This is a genomic window from Pantoea sp. BJFS-204 (assembly GCF_049310725.1).
Lineage (GTDB): Bacteria > Pseudomonadota > Gammaproteobacteria > Enterobacterales > Enterobacteriaceae > Pantoea > Pantoea agglomerans.
In genome coordinates this window covers 505,250-526,175 of sequence record NZ_JBMOWE010000001.1, presented here as the reverse complement: position 1 = coordinate 526,175, position 20,926 = coordinate 505,250, and the positions used below count along the sequence as shown (strand labels likewise).

The window sequence follows — 20,926 nt, the reverse complement described above, 5'->3', positions numbered from 1 at the left end:
TTCGTTTTTTATGCGGATTCTGAGCAGTCTTCAGCTCATTCCTCACGTCCATCCGGCACAATGACGGCAACTCAAACCTCAGGGAGAGAACCGTGACCACCCATGAGAAATTAATCGCCCTGCTCGACCAGCACCAGGCACGCTATCGCCTGATGGAGCATGAGGCGACCGGTAAATGTGAAGCGGTCGCGGCGATACGCGGCACCAAAATCGGCCAGGGTGCTAAAGCGCTGGTCTGTCATGTGAAAGGCAACGGCGTTAAACAGCATGTACTGGCGGTTTTACCTGCCGATCATCAGGCCGATCTGGGCAAAGTCGCGGCCGCGGTCGGAGGAAGACGCGCCTCACTCGCCAGTCCGGCGGAAACCGATCTGTTGACCGGCTGCGTATTCGGGGCGATTCCGCCGTTCAGCTTTCATCCCGACCTCAGACTGGTTGTTGACCCCGCGCTGTTTGAACGTTATCCGGAGATCGCGTTTAACGCCGGTCTGCTGGAACGCTCAGTGATCCTGAATACCGAAGATTATCGCGCGTTATGCGCGGCTGACGTGGTGAAGATTACGCAGTAATTGCCATCCCGGCAGCCCGGCGATACTCTGCATAACCACTCATCACGACAGAATAAGAGCAAAATCATGAACATTTTCACTCAACGCCTGCGTCAGACGCTGGCTGTGGCGGTTATGGCAGGCTGCGCTTTTGGCGCGCAGGCGAAGATCGAACAGGTGCGTTTCGCGGTCGATCCGACCTATCCGCCCTTCGAATCGAAAACGCCACAGGGCAAGCTGGTCGGCTTTGATATTGATCTGGGCAATGCGCTTTGTACCCAGATGCAGGCAAAATGTGTCTGGGTTGAAAGCCAGTTTGACGGCATGATCCCGGCCCTTAAAGCGCGTAAATTTGATGCTATTCTCTCCGACATGGGCATTACCGAAGAGCGCCTGAAGCAGATTGATTTCACCGCGCCGCTCTATGATACCCACACTCAGCTGATTGCCCGTAAAGGTGCTGGCATACTGCCTGACGTTGAATCCCTGAAAGGAAAAACGGTCGGCGTAGAACAGGGAACGGTTCAGGAGCGCTATGCGCTGGCGAAATGGCAGCCTCACGGTGTGACCGTGGTGCCTTATGGCGATCAGGCACAGGTTGAAAGCGATCTGGTTTCAGGCCGACTGGATGCGGTATTCACCGATGCGGCACAGGCTGCCATCGGCTTCCTGAAGCATCCGCAGGGCAAAGATTTTGAACTGGCTGGCCCGATTATACAGGATCCGATCATCGGCCCCGGCACGGCGATTGGCCTGCGTAAAGGCGATACCGAGCTGAAAACCGCACTGGATAACGCCTTCGTCGAAATCAAAAAGAATGGCACCTTTGACCAGATTCAGAAGCGCTACTTCGCCACGGATATCTCTATCCAGCCTTAACCTCGCGGTCGCCCTTTTTCATCCTCACCGCGATCCGGCACTATACTCTAACTATTTCGGGACGGCGCGCTGTCGTCCTTTGCCGATTAAAGGACATTAACACGGTATGCATCAACAACATCATCCACTGTTAAGCGCCTCTTTAGGCACCCAGCGTGAAATCATCAGTTTCCATTTCGCGGAAGACAACGAGCGTCAGGTCTACATTCAGGCTGCGCTGCATGGCGACGAACTGCCCGGTATGGCAGTGGCGTGGTTTTTAAAGCAGCGACTACAGGCGCTGGAGTCCGCCGGTCAACTTAAAGCCGCCTTTACCCTGGTGCCGGTTGCTAATCCCCTGGCGCTGGGACAGCACTGGCATGGCACCCATCTGGGCCGATTCCATACACTCTCTGGCCAGGACTTCAACCGCCGTTTCGCGTCACTGGGCGCAACCCTGGCGGCCGGGCTGGCTGAGAGTCTGACCCAGAGTGAAACGCAGAATAAAAGCCTGATCCGCGAGGCGATTGATCGCCACTATCGTGATACCGTGCCAAAAACCGAGCTGGATGCGCAACGCCACACGCTGATGCGGATGGCCAGTCAGGCCGATCTGATGATTGACCTGCACTGTGACTGGGAAGCCGTGCCACACCTGTACACCACGCCGCACGCCTGGCCGGACATTGAACCGCTGGCGCGCTGGTTAGGCAGCGAGGTGCAGCTGCTGGCGCAGATCTCTGGCGGTGAGCCGTTTGATGAAGCCTGTTGCGAACCCTGGCTGACGCTGGCGGAACGGTTTGGCAAAGATTATCCGATGCCACGCGGATTGCTGCCGGTGACGCTGGAGTTGCGTGGCGTGCGTGATGTGTCGCCTGAACAGGCGGAGAAAGACGCGGAGGCGATTATTTCAGCGCTACAGGAAGGCGGTTATATCGGCTACAGCGAGCCTGCGATTTCCGTGGAGGTGGCGGCACCCGTGATTGGCGGCGACGAACTTGTCCCGGCGAGCGCGGGCGGAGACGATATCGTGGCTATCAATGACGGCCCGATTGGTTTAAACGTGCCAGATATCGCTGAAGCACCTGGAGAAGCTGGCGTCATCAAAGAGCGTCACAGCGAAGGATCGGCGGCGGCCTCCCCTGCCCTGAAAAATCCACCTACGCCGTTAGCGGGCTGTGAATATATTCATTCGCCGGTATCCGGACTGATCCTGCATCGTAAACCGCTGGGCGCAAAGATTCGGCCGGGAGAAGTGGTGGCGGAGGTTGTTGATCCGATAACCGACCAGATTACCCCGCTGGTGACGGAACATGGCGGTATTCTCTATGCAAGACACTGGGCTAAGTTTGCGACGGCAGGCATGCTGGTTGTGAGGCTGGCAGGTGAGCGAGAGATTCGGAGCGGGGATTTGCTGGTAGGATAAAAAAAGGGCTTCCCGAGGGAAGCCCTTTTTAGTGATTAGTTGCCGAAGCAGAAGCTCGAATATAAAACCGTTAACGTCCTGCAATGACTTATAGCAGGGTATAAAGGGTTTATTTCCATTAATGGTTATTAAAAGACGAGTAATGATTGCCCAAAATCAGCTTAACTCGGAAAGAACAAGAAGAGTCCATGGCATGAGGCCATATGCCATAATCAGATAGATCACGCCCCTGTCTTCCCCACGAGTCTCGGATACGTTCTTTAAGCCCTGATTTTTTTCCGACAAATTTCGACAAATTTGTTTTCTACAGCTTCCCAGCTGAAATTTTGTGCTGTCATATAACCGTTTTCGGCTAGCCTTTGACATAAAGCTGGATCGTTAATAATACGTGTTAAAGCTTCTTGCAGACCATCAGGTGTGACTAACAGGGAATTCTCGTTATCGACAGCCATGTCATGAAAAGCAACGCACGACTTGTTGGCGACAACGGGTTTATTAGCTAACCAGGCTTCGAGCAAAACTATACCGAAACTTTCACTGGAACTCATATTAACCAGCGCAAGGCAGCCCATAAGTGCGCCTCTGACTACTTCACGAGGCTGACGCCCCAGATAAGTGACATATGGCGAATTAATCACCATTCCATCATCATCCGGACCTATCATTACTACATTAATCGCTACGCCGTCCTGATTTAATTTCTCTGTTGCTTCAATCACTGAACGATAACCTTTAGCGCCAGATTTACGTCCAAGAATCAGGAGATAAGGGCCCTCGTTTTGATAGATGTTTGTGAAAGCATCAAGATCATCTGCGACAAACTTTTCATGCGTATCAGCTCCGCCCGGCAGATAAGATGAGCAGCATCCTTTAGCAGCATAAAAATCACTCGCAGCCTTAGGAACAGCTAACACCTCTGTTGCATTTCGGGCCGCACTGAGCAAGTCCGGAAAATGATAATAATCATCGTCAAGATGAGCATGTGGAATAAGAAGTGAAGGAACGTTATTTTCTTTAGCCAGCTCTAATGCAAACACTGCCGGTTTGAAAACGATATTGTGGGTGATAACCAGGTCATACTTACTGATATTGGAGGATATAAAGCCTTCCATTGTCTGTGAGTGAGGACCTCTCAATTCTGTCAAATTAATATTCAACGGGAATCGGGTTTCTTCAGCAGCTTCGGATAAAGTGTCGAAAACCTGGCTTGCAGGAATGCGGTTTTTGTCTGCAAGTGCGGTCTGATTTATATCGATCACTCGTCCATTAATATTCAAATCCTGAAGAATAAAGCCTAAAGGTCGTGGATCATTGCCATTACTGAAGGCAGAAGAGGTGTATATCTCGAGAACACCGCTTTGAGCTGTAACGTTGATTGAGAAATTCCCTTCAACCTCATTATGCGAATATACTGCTCCTGATTCTGATTGCAGCGTCAACATTGCTTTCTCAGGCACATATCCTTTAAGCGAAACTTCACCAGCATGTGAAACATAAATTGAGCAGGATGAGTAGCCCCAGCGATAAGCTTCAGTAGCAATACCTTCAGGATCGGACCATCCCCAGGCTAGTCCATCAATTAAGGCAGCATTAGATTTTTTGAAAATCGCTTTTTCAAAAGCAGGTTGCACACGCCATGCTCTTTTTAAAGAGTTGTTTCGCTGTTCATCGATATAACTATCTATCGGAAATCTGGCAAATCTAAGATTAGTCATCTCAATGGGAGCGCCAACGCTATGATCAAATTCGTAATGTTCCGTAAATCGCGCATGATTATTTATTTTACTAACTTCTGTTGCAACGACATCGATTTCGAACTCATTAGTATCTCCTAATGCTTTCAAAAAACGTTTTAAATTTGATTCAGCTCCACCTAATTCAGGGTGAGTGTAGCGATATGTAACGAAGAGAACTTTATGTTTCGGTCTTTCAATGTTTTCTAAAGCAGATACAAATTTCCGAGCTATTCCTACCATTGAGAGATCAGAAATAAAAATATCTTTTCTCTCCTGACGCATCTCTTCTGAAAAAGTAGCGTCAGAAACAGAAAGGCTGTTTATTACTTGTGCGAAGTTGTCAGGCTCTGCCAGTGCAATATGTTTATTAATATTTTCTGGATAACCACGAAGCCCAAAAACAGTACTTACTACAAATAATCCATTAGCAAAAAAATCTGCTAGCTTTATATTTGAACCGCTACCAGAAATAACTGGGTTTATTGCGAAAAGGGAGTTATTGAGGATAGCACACTTAGTTTCTTCATCGACCATACCCCAGAGCACAACATTTTTTGCTGGTTCTACACTGATTGAGTTACAAACTGAACCAACAATATTAAATTGAACATCAGGACATTGTGGAACGACATTTTGCAACAAGTAATTGACTGCATCCACATTTGGCATATGTGCAGAGCCGAGGAAAACGGCTGATTTTGAATGCAACTTAGCTTTGATTTTGTTAGCAACAACTTCACTGATTTCTACAGGCGCTTGAGACCCATTACGAACAACAATCACTGGACCAGCGGAGCGCTTTCCGACCAACAAGCTATAAGCGTCATCTTCAGACACAGCAATAGTTAAAGCGGCTTTTTCAACGGCATTTTTTTCGACAGCTGTAACCATGTCAATCAAATAATTTTTTTGCGGATGCCACTTATGTAAGTCGGACTTCAATTTTGTTTCATCATTTTGCGATGAATAAATGAATCGATCGTGAAACTTAATTGGGAGCGGCGTCATGTATGGATGTTCTACAATAATGAACCTTGCCGTTTTTTTAATTATATCATAGACAGACAAAAGTAGACTGTTATTGACGCAATGATTACTTGCAACTATGTCGTCACAAGATATATGGAATTGAGAATTTATATCATTAACTTCCTGCACATGTGCAGTCGATTTAGGTAAGCTAATGACATGTGTATTTATATCATAAGTATCAGAATGAATTTTACCATCATCTGAAAAACATAAAAAAACCACATCTGATATTTCGCTTACGGCTTCATATAAACCTCTTGTACGTGTTGCCCCCCCTCCCACACCTGAATAAGAATTATAGTCATTAAGCACTAAAGCGAAATTTGGCTTTTTGATAGGCAACTTTTCGATTTGTGGTAATAATTTTTTTATTATTGCCTCCCATGTATAATGAGCGGAGGCAAATGACTTACCTTCAACACCAATATTCAAAGTGTTATTATAGGATTCATTCGAAAGAGATTTATTTAGTAAATCAGGAAAATTCTTTAACTCACATTCAATATAGTGCTTACCCGACTCTATATTAAAACCTCTCATACCAAAAGGTGTGGACAAAATAGGTAAGCCATATGAGAAATAGTCTAGTGCCTTAATGTTGGATCCGCTACCCGATAACATTGGGTTTAGTGCGATACTTGCATTGCTAAATATACTTACTTTATCAGCATCGGAGACGCGACCATGCCGTATTACATTGTTGGTATATTTACCTTCTGGCAAGCAGCCACCAATAATATCAAAAGTGATGTCCGGGCATTTAGGAGCAATATTTTCTGCTATGTATCGTGCAGCAGAAACATTCGGTAAATGGGCACTACCTATGAAGACGGCGGAGGGTTTGTCTTTAGAAGCGCGCGGAGAACCTACTTTAGCCTGTTCTATCATTCCGTTAGGAGAATAGAACATAACAGACTCTTTATGTGGTGCCAATTTTTTGAAGGAGTCATAGTCACCCTCGCCACAATATAAAATGAGATCTGCATGCTCCAATAACTTTTTTTCAGCCCTGGCGACTATATCAACGATAGGCTTAGATTTTTCTGATGCATGGAGTGTGCTGTAAAGCGTTGTTTCACAGTTATGAGAATTATATATTCTAGGTTTATTATCAGCACCAAGAAAAATATCAAAATCCACAGTAAATGGGAAGTCATGGACAATAATATCCGCAGATTGATATTCCTGAAGATAAGCGGCATGCATTAATGTTGGATAATGAGCGCTTGCCGCAATAGTTGGTGCGGACAGATCACCATGGCCTTCGGTTAAATATTCTGACAATTCTGACCAGCAATTCATGAAATAGTGGTCTTTGGGAATACGACGCTCAACAAAAGTAGCCGTGTGATAAAAAACCTCTTCACTAACATCAGGATGTGTAGATGTTAGCAAAGTTACATGATGATATTTGCTTAAAGCTTTATAAAAATTATAAAGTTTTGATTCTCCGCCATTAGATACAGGAACGAACGCGGGGAAAAAATTAAGAGCAAGTATTTTCTTCATTATTTATACAACCATCCATTAATTGAGCCATGACTCAAGCACTGATTTTTGTTTCTCATTCACACCAGGATTTTTGATTGAGTATGATTGATTGTGTTCCATATGCTCGATGTGGATTTCAGGCTCATTTACTTTGTTGAATGTAGAGACTGAATCCATGTTTATATTGACGACACTTATACGTTTTTTGAGTTTGTATTTTAACCCCGGATGTCTGTTAAGAAACCGCATCGCCCGCTGTTTTAAAAGCGGACGATTTTCTACAAATCTCTTTACTATAGGTACTAACTGACTACTTTTTTTTTTAAGCGCTGCTTTGATTCTGGAAGCTAACGTACGAGGTTTAAACAATGATTTTGCCGATTTAGACACAATTCTCAGAGGGTATGTTATTTTCCATGAGTTGCAGTCATAGACGGCGTCAAGCTCCTTACGAAGATGTAGAGCTGCCTGTCGTAGCTCATTGACTTCGTTGCTCAATATTTCTTTTTCACTATCGGACGAATGGGAAGAAAAATCCTGGCTTACTCCATTATGTCCAGCATCATTTACTCTGGCATTATGCATAGTTAAAAACTGTGCTTTATTCTCTTCATTGAGGCCGTGAATTTTAGAAGAAAGATTTTCTACTTTTTCTTTAACTTCAAGAAAATGTTCCTGATAGCATTTTTCCATCTTATCTGATTTAACATCTGAAATGCCACTAAAGTTCTCAATCAATAATCGATTGTTTTCCTCGATCTTCTGATTCAACTGCTCGAATTTCGCAGAAAAATCGCTTTGTAATTGGGTAAACTGCCAGCTCAAGAAGTTTACAGTTGTTGAAAGATGACTTTCCAGCATAGCTGAAACCGGAACATCGACTTGCATGTCAGATGAATTGTTAAATGCTTCTTCAACACTCTGAAAACTCCATTTCTGACTAGGCATTGCCCAAATCAGCGACAAACACTTTTGATATTTTTCAGGGAAGTCGTAAGGAGAGATGAATGGTGGTCTTTGGCTACCTTGTTCTCTGATGCGATGCTGTGCGATCTCCTTAATCAAAACGAAAAATGAAAGTAATTGCCCATATAAATCATCACCATCAAGTACCTGAGAACTTATAGATCCGTAATCTATAATATAAACCAACCCATCGTCACCTATAAGAATATTCCATGGTCTGAGGTCGTTATGGTATAAACCATTCTTTTCCAGAATAGTGACTTGTTCAAGTAAATCAGAAATTATTTTCTCATCATCATAATTTTCATTATTAATGATGACATCTAGTAAAAGTTTGCCAGGAATTGTCGTTCTTACCATCCATGATTCGTGTTCAAAATTACCATATGAAATTAATTTGGCTGTTCTAAAACCCTTAATTTCTTTTTGCAGGAAAAGAGATTCATTCAAAATTTCTTTATGATTTGTACCAGATTCATTATCTAGAAATATTTTTATAGTTTTGTTTTCTGAGAAGAAATAGCGCCTGTTGTTTCCATGATAAAAATTATCTAACTGGTGTGAACGTTGCATGTATGCTTCAATGACACCATACATGTCCTCAATATGCCAATATTTATTACTCGCAAAAAAGAGTGGTCGCTCAACTGAGGAAAGATGTGTTCCATACATTGAAAGGTAATGACTAAAAGAGTAGTACTCAATTAATTCTCGCGGATCTTTTGGTTGTGATTCAGCCCAATATAGTGGTTCTGTGTTGAGAGCAAATTCAAAAATGCCAGTTTCCACTTTTGATGATAGCTGTTGAAACAGATCGAAAACGAAATCAGCACCATGTTCATACACCAAATGATGGAAGACACTTAGGCCTAGAACAAGGTCGAATTCCCCTTCCATTACTCTTTCGTTAATTACAGTTTCAATACTGCCAAGAAAGAACTCTACTTTGAGGTTATTATTTTCGCTTGCAAGTTTATTACAAACGTCAATATTAGGCTGACTGTAATCTATTGCAGTAACAATGGCACCGAGTTCGGCAAGATTTAAACTGAAAAACCCCTGAGCGCAACCCAGATCCAGAACCTTTAAGGGGCGTCCTTTTTCTTCAGAAATATAATTATAAACGGACGAAATTCTTTCTAACCTGTCAAGACAGCTTCGTGATGCCTGAGCTGTAAATTCCGGATGCTTAAAAATAGGTTGGTAAACTTCTGGTAATTTTTCAACCAGGGCCGTAATTGACTGCTCTTGTTTAATCATCCGAAAAACTCCTCAACCTGCATGAATTCTGCCTGCATATCTACCAATCCCCACATATGGGAATGGTTCGTGACTTTTAATAGTACTGAATCATATCGTCTATCAATAGGATCTGTTGTTTGTGTAGGGTCTCCAGCAGATAAACCTAGTGATAAAAGGTAACTTCCTTCATTTAAAGAAAGATTAAAACTGAATTTGTATACCGCTACCTGACCGGCCTGAGCACTAGGTAAAACTTTTCCCTTTGTAGAAAGATAAGAATTACTCCCGTAAATAAATACACCTTCAAGACTCTTAATTAATATTCCTGGTGAAATGTGTTCAAAATCCTTTTCAAATAAAATTTTGACATATACATCTAATTTATCATTTGTATTAATAACAGTTGGGTATTCAATACCGTTAGAGACAGTCAGGAAATCTATAATCTTTGCACCACCCTGTCCCCAACGATGTTCCTCTTTCAGGTATCCTGGCCTTGTATGATAAAGATTTTCATCATTCAGATTAAGCTGCTGCACTTTTCCATTTTTGTTTTGAACTTTCTTTTTACCGAAAAGATCGTCCATATACATATTGACTACTTCTCTTGAAGGACCATCAGAATATATGCGACCAGACTTCAGGAAAATGGCTCTATCACATTGTTTAGATATATCCATCACTGCATGTGAAACTAATAGCAATGTCATACCTTGTTTTTTATATTCAGCTATACGCGAATAACATTTTGCCTGGAAATATACATCACCAACCGAAAGAGCTTCGTCAACAATTAAAATGTCTGGTCTTGTTGCTGTTGCCACTGCAAATGCCAGGCGAGCTTGCATTCCGGAGGAGTACATTCTCAATGGCTGTTCTATGTACTCTCCAATTTCTGCAAATGCTTCAATACCCGGAAGTAAGCTATCTATCTCTGTGGACGAGTAACCTAACAATTGACCTGCCATATAAACATTCTGTCGGCCAGTAAAATCAGGATGGAAACCAATACCGAGTTCCAATAATGCGGCGACACGGCCATCTACTTTTATTTCACCACTCGTCGGCTGAGTGGTACCTGTAATTAATTTAAGTAATGTACTTTTACCAGCTCCATTTACACCAATAATTCCAACTGACTCACCTGCTAAGATAGTGAAATTTATGTCCTGTAAAATAGATTTAACTTTATAATTTTTGTCTTTACTTATTCCCCACCAATCTCTTAACCTGCCCCATTTACTTGTATAGCTTTTATATTCTTTTTTTAAATCATTAACAATTATACTTCCCATTATAATTCATCCACCATTTCGCCAATGTGTTTTCTGAACAGATTCAAACCGATCACACATAAAATAAGACCAAGGCAAGCTGGATATAGCAATGCCATCCAATCGGGGTAAATTCCATTTACAAGAACTTTTTGACAGGCATCAACTATACTTGCCATCGGATTATAATTAATCATAGGTCGTAAGCTTTCTGGGAGAATAGAGGAAGGGTATATAATTGGCGTTAACCAGAACCAAAACTGAAGTACAATTCCAAAAAACTGTCCAACATCTCTAAAAAAAACATTCATCACACCAACGATAATTCCTAAGCCTATAGCCAGAATCATCATAATTATTATCACTGGAATTAGCGAGAAATAAGCTAAACCGGGAAAATCACCACTTACAATTAAAAACAGTGTAAAAATAGAAAAAATAATTGAAAAGTTAACTAAGGCGCCACCGATAACGGTAACAGGCAAGCAAATTTTAGGGAAATTGATTTTTTTTATGAGATTTGCGTTATCAAGAAACATATTTTGTGAGCGCAGTATGATATCTGCATACAGACCCCATGTAAGTATACCTGAGCAAATATATATACTGTAAGCGTACTGCGAATCAACCCCAGGTAGTTTTGCTCGCATAACCTGAGAGAAAATAACCGTATAAACTATAATCATTGAAAGAGGGTTTAATACGCTCCATGTAACGCCCAGTAACGAGTTGCGATACTTCGATTGGAACTCCCTTTTTACATTACCAAGAATAAACCCGCGATATTCCCAAATTAGCTTTATAAAGTTCACTGTCACACCTTTATTAAAAAAACTTTAATTGACAATTCCCCTATGAATTAGGCTTTGTAAAAAACCATATCCCGGATCTTATCGAATAACGTCTTGTAATCAAAAACTATAATTAATGCAATTTAAGAACTGATAAATATAAAATATCCTGATTGAGCATCATTCAATACATAAATATATATGAAGAATTAAAGCATAGCGGAAAATCTTGGCTTTGATTAACTAAAGAAGAAAGCAAAGACTTAACTAGTATATTACAGTAACATTGCCCTTTGACTTTATACTGTGATATTTCTTAGATAAATAGTTAAACCTGGTTAAGCAAGGCCATTCTTAAACAATTTATATTCTGCCTTTCGATTCAAAAAATTATAACTTCCGATTTCTTAGTAAAATTCGTAAATTACCTATGCAAATACAATAAAAAACATATCTATTACAAAAGTACAGTTCAAATTTAAATTGAAGAGGCTTCATAAGAAGCCTCTAACTATTAATGTTTAATCTAACCACTCGGTGTGGAACACACCGTCTTTATCAATGCGCTTGTAGGTATGCGCACCGAAGTAGTCACGCTGCGCCTGAATCAGGTTAGCAGGCAGCACTTCTGAACGGTAGCTGTCGTAGTAAGCGATCGCCGCAGAGAAGGTTGGCGTCGGGATACCGTTCTGAATCGCGTAGGAAACCACATCACGCAGCGCCTGCTGATACTGATCAGCGATATCTTTGAAGTACGGTGCCAGCAACAGGTTAGCGATGCCTGCATCTTCTGCATATGCATCAGTAATCTTCTGCAGGAACTGGGCACGGATGATGCAGCCAGCGCGGAAGATCTTCGCGATTTCACCGTAATGCAGATCCCAGTTGTTCTCTTCTGACGCGGCACGCAGCTGTGAGAAGCCCTGAGCATAAGAAACGATTTTACCCAGATACAGAGCGCGACGAACTTTCTCGATGAACTCCGCTTTGTCACCGGTGAAGGCCTTCGCCTGTGGACCGCTCAGTACTTTAGAGGCTGCCACACGCTGGGTTTTCAGCGAGGAGAGGTAACGAGCGAACACAGACTCAGTGATCAGTGACAGAGGTTCGCCGAGATCCAGTGAACTCTGGCTGGTCCATTTACCGGTACCTTTGTTCGCTGCTTCATCCAGAATCACATCAACCAGGTATTTACCTTCTTCGTCTTTCTTGGTGAAGATATCTTTGGTGATGTCGATCAGGTAGCTGCTCAGTTCGCCGTTGTTCCACTCAGTGAAGGTCTCAGCCAGCTCTTCGTTGTTCAGACCCAGCGCGCCTTTCAACAGAGCATAGGCTTCAGCGATCAGCTGCATGTCGCCATACTCGATGCCGTTGTGAACCATCTTCACGTAGTGGCCCGCGCCGTCCGGACCGATGTAAGCCACACAGGCTTCACCATCTTCTGCACGTGCAGCAATTTTATCCAGAATAGGAGCAACCAGCTCGTAGGCTTCTTTCTGACCGCCAGGCATGATAGATGGGCCTTTCAGTGCGCCCTCTTCACCACCGGAGACACCGGTACCGATGAAGTTGAAGCCCTGGTCAGAAAGCTCTTTGTTACGACGGATAGTATCTTTATAGAAGGTGTTACCGCCATCGATCAGGATGTCGCCTTTATCCAGATGTGGAGTCAGGGAGGCGATTGTCTTATCGGTCGCTTCACCCGCCTGAACCATCAGCAGGATACGACGAGGTTTTTCCAGCGATTCGACAAACTCTTCAACGGTGTAAAAAGGAGCAAGTTTCTTGCCCTGGTTCTCGGCGATGACTTCATCAGTCTTTTCGCGTGAACGGTTAAAGATAGAAACAGTGTAACCGCGGCTCTCAATGTTAAGAGCCAAATTGCGGCCCATCACTGCCATACCTACAACGCCGATCTGTTGCTTGGACATTACATACTCCTGTCTGTGGTCTCGCATGGTGTTACCCGTAACACCACTTTGTAAGTGATCAGTATGTTAACTCAGGATAGCGGATTAAAGGTAATGAATGGTGCGGTCGTGCAGATGAAATTATCTGAAAATAAATCACACACTTAACAAGGATTTATAAAGCTTTGTATAGCTTTGAATCATTCTATCTGCTGTGAAAAGGGATTCAAAGCGTGCCAGCGCAGCCGCACCATAGGTCGTTGCCAGCTCGGGGTTCTGCCAGATTTCATCCATCGCCCGTCGTAATGCTGCGGGATCAGATGGAGGGACGACTAATCCTGTGACCCGATCAATATTGATAAAGGTTGTTCCCGTTCCGATCTCGCTGGAGATTAGTGGTTTTGAATAGAGAGCACCTTCCAGTAAAGAGATACCGAATGCTTCTGAACGTAAATGAGACGGGAAAACCAGACAGGTACATAACTGTAGCAAGGCAGATTTTTCGCTGTCTTCCAGCGCACCCAGGAAATGGATATTGTTCACGCCTAACTGCTGCGCCTGCGATTTCAGCTCAGCCTCAATAGGTCCTGCACCAACCACAACGATTGGATAATGGCTGTTCTTTGCCGCCTCGATTAAGATATGCAGCCCTTTGTAATAGCGAAACGTTCCAATAAAGAGAAAGAAGCCATCCGGAAATCTTGCCTGCCATTTTTGCAGAACGGCAGGATCGTTATTCTGATAAAACTGTTTATCAAGACCGTAAGGAATAACTTCAACTTTATCTTTGAACTGCTGCAGGACCGGGCTACTTTCAACATAGTTTGGCGACGCGGCAACGATGCGGTCTACACTGGAGAGAAAGCGGTTCATCAACGGCGTATAGAGCCTTAACAGCACCTTCTGCTTAACAATATCAGAATGATAACTCACTACTGATGGCTTTTTGATGCCAGCGGCAAAATGCATAAAGTCCATAAAGGGATACGGGAAGTGATAATGGATGATATCCGCATCCTGAGCCAGTTCTCTGAACTCTTTTATTGCTGAATAGGAGAATGGCGTGGAAGCAAACTCACACTGCGTTTTTACCCGATGAATTTGATGGTTATCCAGTCTGTTTTTTTTGTTTCCAAATTGGGGACTATGAGTAAAAACAACAGATTCGATACTTGATTTAAAACCACCTTCTGCGAGCTGATAAATAACCTGTTCGATGCCGCCAAAAGTATCAGGGTAGTAGGTTTTATAACAGTGTAGAACTTTAATCATATATATCTTGCGACCTGCTCATAAGCTTCAATGGTTTTATCCGCACACAGTGACCATGAAAATTCGCGGGCGCGCACTAATCCAGCATCAATCATCCGGCGCTTTTCGTCAGCGTTTTCTATCATCATCTGGATATAAGTTGTTAAAGCATGGACATCGTCAGGCTGATGCATTAATGCTGCATCTCCGGCGACTTCCGGAAGTGATGTTGCATTTGAGCAAATCACAGGCGTTCCTGAAGCCATTGCTTCAAGCACCGGCAAGCCAAAACCTTCATAGATTGAAGGGAATACAAAACTCGTCGCAGCACTGAATAAATGCGGCAGATCGTTACCCGGTACAAAACCCAAATACTTTAGCCACCCTTCTCTCTCACCCTTATCAAAAAGCTTGAAGAGTTTTTCATTTTCCCAACCCTTGTAACCACTAATGACTAACGGGAAGGAAGATTTTTCATTAGCTGGAAGCCGGTCATAGGCCTGCAACAGCGTCAATATATTTTTTCTAGGTTCAATCGTGCCGGTATAAAGAAAAAATCGTCGCCACTTCAGATTATACTTCTTAAGAACGTGGTGTGTCTCTGCTTCGTCACGAGGATGAAACTGTTCATTGCAGGCCAGAGGGGCTACGGCAATTTTATTATCTTCAATACCAAAAAAATCAATTAACTCATTCTTCGTGTAATAAGAATCAGTGATCAGCATTGATGCTCGCGAAATTGTATTCCTTAACTCTTTTTGCATCAGGTGAACACGGCCAGCCGGATGAAACTGCGGCCAGTGGAATACCGACAGGTCATGAAATGTTGCAACACAGTGGTTCACTCGAGGAGGTAAGTAATAGTTTGGGCTATGATATATATGTTTCTTAAAATTCCTCAACGCCATCATTTTCATCACAGGGAAAGACAGGCGATAAATTTCACTTACAGTCTTACTTTTTTGTAACTTGCGTTTAAACGATTGAACCGATTGAGCTGACTCACTGGCAACTGCCAGTGAGTCGCGAATTTTAGTACCATGAAGAAACGTCAGCGCGATGTTTTCTCTTTCCTGAAGTTGTTTAGCAAGCTCAAACGCATAACGGCCAATACCGGTTAAAGGATATTTAATACAGTCCGTAGAGTAAACGACGTTTATTGCTTTGCTTCCAGCATCCATTTCAGTGTATCTCTAAGAGGAATTTTAGACGAAGTCTCACCGACTAAGCAACTTAGCAAAGTAATATCGCCACAAAGTTCTTTAATTTCATTAGGCCGGACAAAATCGGGATTAACTTTAATCTTAATTTCATGGCCTGTCAGGGATTTGCAGAGATCAACGACTTCCCTTAATGAGTGCATTTTGCCTGAAGCGACATTGACTGTCTGACCAAAAGAGCGTGAATGTAGTAACGCAGAATAACTTTTAACGACGTCGCGCACATCGGAAAAATCACGCCATACATCTATGTTGCCCAGCTCAATGACTTCTTTCCTCTCACGAAAATGTTTGACGATTTTCGGGATCAGGAAATTTTCTGCCTGACCGGCGCCTGTGTAATTAAATGGCCGGGTAATAATAATCGGCAATTTTTCATAAAACAGACTAGTCATGTACTCCATGGCCAGCTTGCTTACTGCATAGTCATTCGCGGGTCTGGCAGGAACCGACTCTGCTAATTTCCCCGGCGTGTTATTACCGTAAACATTAGCGCTACTGGCGATCAAAACTGCATCCGGCATTTTTGCTGATTCGCTAAGAGCCTGTAACAGATTACGCGTACCGCAAAGGTTTACACTATAGAATGCGTTCGCGTCAGCATGCCCAACAAAAGCTATTGCTGCAAGATGAACAACGACATCTGGCTGAATACTGTCTACAGCGTTCTTTACGTCTGCTGCATTGGTAAGATCAACCTGAAAATAGCGTGAGGCATTCAGGGCAGGAGTTGAACCGAAACCATAAACTTCATATCCGGCAGCGGATAAATCCGCTGCCATATATTGGCCGGTAAAGCCCTTGATCCCAGTGATCAGTGCTTTTTTGCCATTAGTCATATCAGAAGGAGAATCCTTGTTTATTGCGGCGCAGATCTTCTTCTACCATCATCGCACACAACTCTTCGAGCGTAGTTTTAGGTTCCCAGCCCAGAATGTCTTTCGCGCGCTGTGGATTGCCAATGAGTAATTCTACTTCAGCAGGACGGTAGAACTTAGGATTGACCTTAACCACCACTTTGTTAGTAGCTACATCGATTGCAACTTCCTGATCATCTTTGCCTTCAAAGCGCAATTCAATGCCAGCCGCTTTGAACGCCATTGAAACGAAGTCACGGACTGTTTCAGTGCGGTTGGTTGCCAGGACAAATGTATCTGGCTCATCAGCCTGCAGCATACGCCACATGCCTTCAACATATTCCTTAGCAAAGCCCCAGTCACGTTTGGCGTCCATGTTACCTAACTCAAGCACATCCAGCTTACCGAGCTTAATTTTTGCTACCGAATCAGTGATCTTACGGGTCACAAACTCCTGTCCACGCAGTGGGGATTCATGGTTAAACAGAATTCCGCTTGATGCGAAGATGTTGTAGCTCTCACGGTAGTTAATTGTCATCCAGTGGGCATACAACTTAGCAACACCATACGGGCTACGCGGATAGAAAGGTGTATCCTCTTTCTGCGGAATAGCCTGCACTTTACCAAACATCTCTGAAGTAGACGCCTGATAGAATCGGATTTTTGGGTTAACGATACGAATAGCTTCTAACAGGTTTACCGGACCAATACCTGTAATTTCAGCTGTTGTCAGCGGCTGGTCAAAAGAAACACCTACAAAGCTCTGAGCCGCAAGGTTGTAGACTTCTGTCGCTTTGCTTTCCTGAAGTAAACGAATGCTTGATGACAGGTCAGTCAGGTCATATTCAACCAGATGCAAAGCAGGATTAGCCCGGATGCCAAGCTCATCAATACGCCAGAAATTCACTGAGCTGGTACGACGATAAGTACCATAAACGGTATAACCTTTGTTCAGGAGTAGTTCAGCAAGATAAGCACCATCCTGACCTGTGATGCCGGTAATTACTGCAGTTTTATTCGTCATTCGTAAACCCATGATTAAGAAAATTAAAATTAGTATCTAGGTGTTGAACTAAATCGATGATGCTTTAATAAGCGAATCAATTTCCTTCAGTAATTTGCTCAGAGCCTCTGTATCACCTCTGGTTTCGACGTTAAGCCTTAGCAAAGGTTCAGTATTTGAGGTTCTGACGTTGAATCTCCAGCTCTGACAATCGAGACTCACACCATCGGTATTATCCTTAGCAACTGAAGAAGATGAATATCTGTCGTTGAGCGCAGCGATAACAGCTTTCGAATCTGAAACTTTGAAATTAATCTCACCGCTGCATGGAAACGCCTTCATTCTTTCCGAAACCAGTCCGGAAAGTGTCTCCCCTTTAACCGCCAGCAGTTCTGCCACCAGCAGCCATGGAATCATACCGCTGTCGCAGTAAGAGAAGTCACGGAAATAGTGGTGCGCACTCATCTCACCACCGTAAACCGCGTCTTCTTCACGCATGCGCTCTTTGATAAACGCATGACCGGTTTTAGACATCACCGGAATACCACCCGCTTTGGTCACCACATCAATGGTGTTCCAGGTCAGACGCGGATCGTGAATAATTTTCGCTCCTGGCTCTTTCTTGAGGAACGCTTCGGCTAACAGCCCAACGATGTAGTAACCTTCAATGAACTCTGCATTCTCATCAAACAGGAAGCAGCGATCAAAGTCACCGTCGAAGGCGATACCTATATCGGCCTGATGCTCACGCACCGCATCAGAAGTGTCTTTGCGACACTCCGGCAGCAGCGGATTTGGGATACCGTTCGGGAAGTTACCGTCTGCTTCATGATGTACTTTGATGAACGTTACTGGCGCATTCGCCTGCTTAAAGCGTTTTTCAATTTCATCAATGATATGACCTGCGGCTCCGTTACCGGAGTTGATCACCAGCTTCATTGGTTTAGTGAAGTTGCTCAGGTCGATGTAACCCATCAGGTGATCGACATAGGCATCCAGCACAGAAATCTGTTTATAGCTGCCGCGCTTACTCTCTTCTACCGGAGCAAAGTCATTCGCTTCAGCCAGGCGCTGCACGTCACGCAGACCGGTATCACCACTGACCGGGCGAGCACCTTCCCGTACCAGTTTCATCCCGTTGTAGTTCATGGGATTGTGGCTGGCAGTCACTTCAATGCCGCCATCAATGCCTAAATGAAACGTGGCGAAATAGATCTCTTCTGTTCCGCTCATACCAATGTCGAGCACATCGGTGCCCGCATCCCGCAGTCCATTTGCCAGTGCCAGCTTTAACGACTCGCTGGTCAGGCGGACATCGCCGCCCACCACGATCGTTTTTGGCCGGATAAATTCACCATAGGCGCGGCCAATGCGGTAAGCGATGTCTTCATTCAGTTCAGTGCCTAACTCGCCGCGGATGTCATAAGCTTTAAAACAGGTCAGTGCTGCCATGATCGTGTCTGTCCTTACTTACTTGCAAACTGTTGTTTAATCAAAATGAGGTCGTCATCACCAAGGTAAGAACCCGACTGGATTTCCAGAAGTTCCAGAGGGATTTTGCCTGGATTTTCTAACGTATGCGGGTGACCGATTGGAATAAAGGTTGACTGGTTCTCTGTCAGCAGCAGGGTTTTATCCTGAATAGTGACTTTCGCTGTGCCTGAAAGAATCACCCAGTGTTCGGTGCGGTGATAGTGCATCTGCAGTTCAAAGGCTTCACCCGGCTTAACCGTAATGCGGTTAACGTTGAAGCGGCCAGTGTTGACCACCAGATCGCAACGTCCCCATGGCCAGTAAGTTTCACGATGGCGGCGATATTCGCTGCGGCACTCGCTTTTCAGGAACTCAACCACTCGCTTAACGTCCTGTACCTGGTCTTTACGTGCAACCAGCACAGCATCTTTGGTGTTAACAATGACCAGGTTTTCAACACCAATGGCGGCAACCAGCTGATCTTCACTGTTGATATAGCAGTTTTTGGTGTTGTGCAGGAAGGTATCGCCCTTCAGGGAATTACCGTGAGCGTCTTTGTCGTTTACTTCCCACAGTGCAGACCATGAACCGACATCACTCCATCCGGCTGCCAGCGGGACGACCACAGCGGCATCGGTCTGTTCCATTACTGCATAATCCACTGACTCGTCAGGACAGGCGATAAAATCATCTTTATCAATACTGATGAAATCATTCCCTTCTTTCACGTTAGCCATGGCGCGACGGCAGGCTTCCAGAATATCCGGACGGAATTTCTCCAGTTCCTGCAGATAGCGTTTAGCCCGGAACATGAACATGCCACTGTTCCAGTAGTATTCACCGGACTCAAGATACTGCTCAGCGGTGCTCTGATTCGGTTTTTCAACAAAGCGCTGAACCTGATAAGGGCCGCTTTCTGCGCCTGGCAGTGCTTCGCCACGCTGAATGTAGCCATAGCCGGTTTCCGGACCGGTTGGCACGATACCAAAAGTCACCAGCTTGCCCTGCTTGGCATAAGCGGTAGCGACTTTGATAGCCTGATGAAACGCAGCACGGTCTTCAATTACGTGATCGGCGGCCAGCACCAGCAGAACCGGATCATCACCCTGCTCTACGGCGTTCAGCGCAGCCAGCGCGATGGCCGGAGCGGTGTTACGCCCGACCGGTTCGAGAATGATGTTATGGGATAGCTTGTTAATTTGTCGCAACTGCTCAGCAACCAGGAAACGATGCTCCTCGTTACAGATGACCATCGGTGCACGCGCTTCGACGCCGCTCAGACGATTAACCGTCTCCTGCAGCATGGAGTGCTCACCGTGCAGACAGATGAACTGTTTAGGATAAAGTTCGCGGGAAAGGGGCCATAAGCGGCTGCCGGTTCCTCCGGCCATGATTACGGGAAGTAACATTCCACATCCTCTAACAAATTTAAACATGCTATGCATATAAGCGGGTCAATTTTTACTCATTATGAATAAACAGCCACGCTACCGCCCCTGGCTTGCAGCAACCAATGCGCTGTGTGATAGGAATCTTACCTTCACAGGTTAGCCTGTCGATGCGCTGATTATATTTCAATCAATCGCATACGGGTTCCGGGATAACTCCAAATAGTACATTTTGTGCGGCAAAAATAATATGCCTAATCTTTCATTGCCACTGACAAAACTTAAGAGTGACTAAACATTGATCTCATCCTGCACGAGTAAATGTAATCACTGGCAAAACAGCATAGTAGCGTATGAGGAATCGCGCTTTGCGCCTCTTCACAGAGTCGGATTAGCCGCTATTGTGATTAAACGCTACAGAAGCCAGACCAGGATAATTCCGTATTAAGTCATCAGTCAG

The 20,926-nt window shown here is 44.3% G+C and carries 14 protein-coding genes; 3 read left to right on the top strand and 11 right to left on the bottom strand.

Annotation, left to right across the window (positions count from 1 at the left end; translation table 11 throughout):
- Window positions 1–92: 92 nt before the first annotated feature.
- The 3 genes from ACO6VX_RS02260 (at window position 93) to ACO6VX_RS02250 (ending at window position 2,832) form a co-directional block, all read left to right on the top strand.
- Window positions 93–569 carry a YbaK/prolyl-tRNA synthetase associated domain-containing protein gene (locus ACO6VX_RS02260; RefSeq protein WP_163640044.1) on the top strand — a complete coding sequence of 159 codons (477 nt, stop codon included), beginning with the start codon at window positions 93–95 and terminating at the stop codon, window positions 567–569.
- Between the two features lie 66 nt (window positions 570–635).
- Window positions 636–1,427 (top strand): ABC transporter substrate-binding protein, encoded by a 792-nt coding sequence (locus tag ACO6VX_RS02255; RefSeq protein WP_061703778.1) that lies wholly within the window; start codon window positions 636–638, stop codon window positions 1,425–1,427.
- 106 nt (window positions 1,428–1,533) lie between these two features.
- Window positions 1,534–2,832: a succinylglutamate desuccinylase/aspartoacylase family protein gene (locus ACO6VX_RS02250; protein WP_191918485.1), complete on the top strand. Its 1,299-nt coding sequence runs from the start codon at window positions 1,534–1,536 to the stop codon at window positions 2,830–2,832.
- A 260-nt stretch (window positions 2,833–3,092) separates the two neighbouring features.
- On the opposite strand, the gene ACO6VX_RS02245 is transcribed toward ACO6VX_RS02250, so the two are convergent.
- The 11 genes from ACO6VX_RS02245 to ACO6VX_RS02195 all read right to left on the bottom strand — a co-directional run bounded on the left by ACO6VX_RS02245 (window position 3,093) and on the right by ACO6VX_RS02195 (window position 20,487).
- The gene (locus ACO6VX_RS02245; protein WP_031292672.1) at window positions 3,093–7,109 is read right to left on the bottom strand and encodes a glycosyltransferase; all 4,017 of its coding nucleotides are present in this window, start codon (window positions 7,107–7,109) and stop codon (window positions 3,093–3,095) included.
- An 18-nt stretch (window positions 7,110–7,127) separates the two neighbouring features.
- A complete protein-coding gene (locus tag ACO6VX_RS02240) occupies window positions 7,128–9,317 on the bottom strand; it encodes a methyltransferase domain-containing protein (protein WP_422457555.1) in 2,190 nt (729 codons plus the stop codon).
- The gene (locus ACO6VX_RS02235) at window positions 9,314–10,594 is read right to left on the bottom strand and encodes an ABC transporter ATP-binding protein (protein ID WP_022625014.1); all 1,281 of its coding nucleotides are present in this window, start codon (window positions 10,592–10,594) and stop codon (window positions 9,314–9,316) included. The genes ACO6VX_RS02240 and ACO6VX_RS02235 overlap by 4 nt, the downstream gene beginning before the upstream one ends.
- Window positions 10,594–11,385 carry an ABC transporter permease gene (locus ACO6VX_RS02230; protein ID WP_010248090.1) on the bottom strand — a complete coding sequence of 264 codons (792 nt, stop codon included), beginning with the start codon at window positions 11,383–11,385 and terminating at the stop codon, window positions 10,594–10,596. The genes ACO6VX_RS02235 and ACO6VX_RS02230 overlap by 1 nt, the downstream gene beginning before the upstream one ends.
- A gap of 500 nt (window positions 11,386–11,885) precedes the next feature.
- Window positions 11,886–13,295 (bottom strand): NADP-dependent phosphogluconate dehydrogenase, encoded by a 1,410-nt coding sequence (gndA, locus tag ACO6VX_RS02225; protein WP_010248093.1) that lies wholly within the window; start codon window positions 13,293–13,295, stop codon window positions 11,886–11,888.
- A gap of 135 nt (window positions 13,296–13,430) precedes the next feature.
- Window positions 13,431–14,546: a glycosyltransferase family 4 protein gene (locus ACO6VX_RS02220; protein WP_422457553.1), complete on the bottom strand. Its 1,116-nt coding sequence runs from the start codon at window positions 14,544–14,546 to the stop codon at window positions 13,431–13,433.
- Window positions 14,543–15,706, bottom strand: coding sequence for a glycosyltransferase family 4 protein (locus tag ACO6VX_RS02215; protein ID WP_022625016.1), 1,164 nt, complete (start codon window positions 15,704–15,706; stop codon window positions 14,543–14,545). Before ACO6VX_RS02215 ends, ACO6VX_RS02220 begins: the two co-directional genes overlap by 4 nt.
- Window positions 15,682–16,584 (bottom strand): GDP-mannose 4,6-dehydratase, encoded by a 903-nt coding sequence (locus ACO6VX_RS02210; protein WP_010248106.1) that lies wholly within the window; start codon window positions 16,582–16,584, stop codon window positions 15,682–15,684. Before ACO6VX_RS02210 ends, ACO6VX_RS02215 begins: the two co-directional genes overlap by 25 nt.
- Window position 16,585: 1 nt before the next feature.
- Window positions 16,586–17,626 (bottom strand): GDP-mannose 4,6-dehydratase, encoded by a 1,041-nt coding sequence (gene gmd / locus ACO6VX_RS02205; RefSeq protein ID WP_010248109.1) that lies wholly within the window; start codon window positions 17,624–17,626, stop codon window positions 16,586–16,588.
- Between the two features lie 48 nt (window positions 17,627–17,674).
- Window positions 17,675–19,057: a phosphomannomutase CpsG gene (gene cpsG / locus ACO6VX_RS02200; RefSeq protein WP_422457552.1), complete on the bottom strand. Its 1,383-nt coding sequence runs from the start codon at window positions 19,055–19,057 to the stop codon at window positions 17,675–17,677.
- A 14-nt stretch (window positions 19,058–19,071) separates the two neighbouring features.
- Window positions 19,072–20,487 carry a mannose-1-phosphate guanylyltransferase/mannose-6-phosphate isomerase gene (locus tag ACO6VX_RS02195; protein ID WP_010248114.1) on the bottom strand — a complete coding sequence of 472 codons (1,416 nt, stop codon included), beginning with the start codon at window positions 20,485–20,487 and terminating at the stop codon, window positions 19,072–19,074.
- Window positions 20,488–20,926 lie beyond the last annotated feature (439 nt).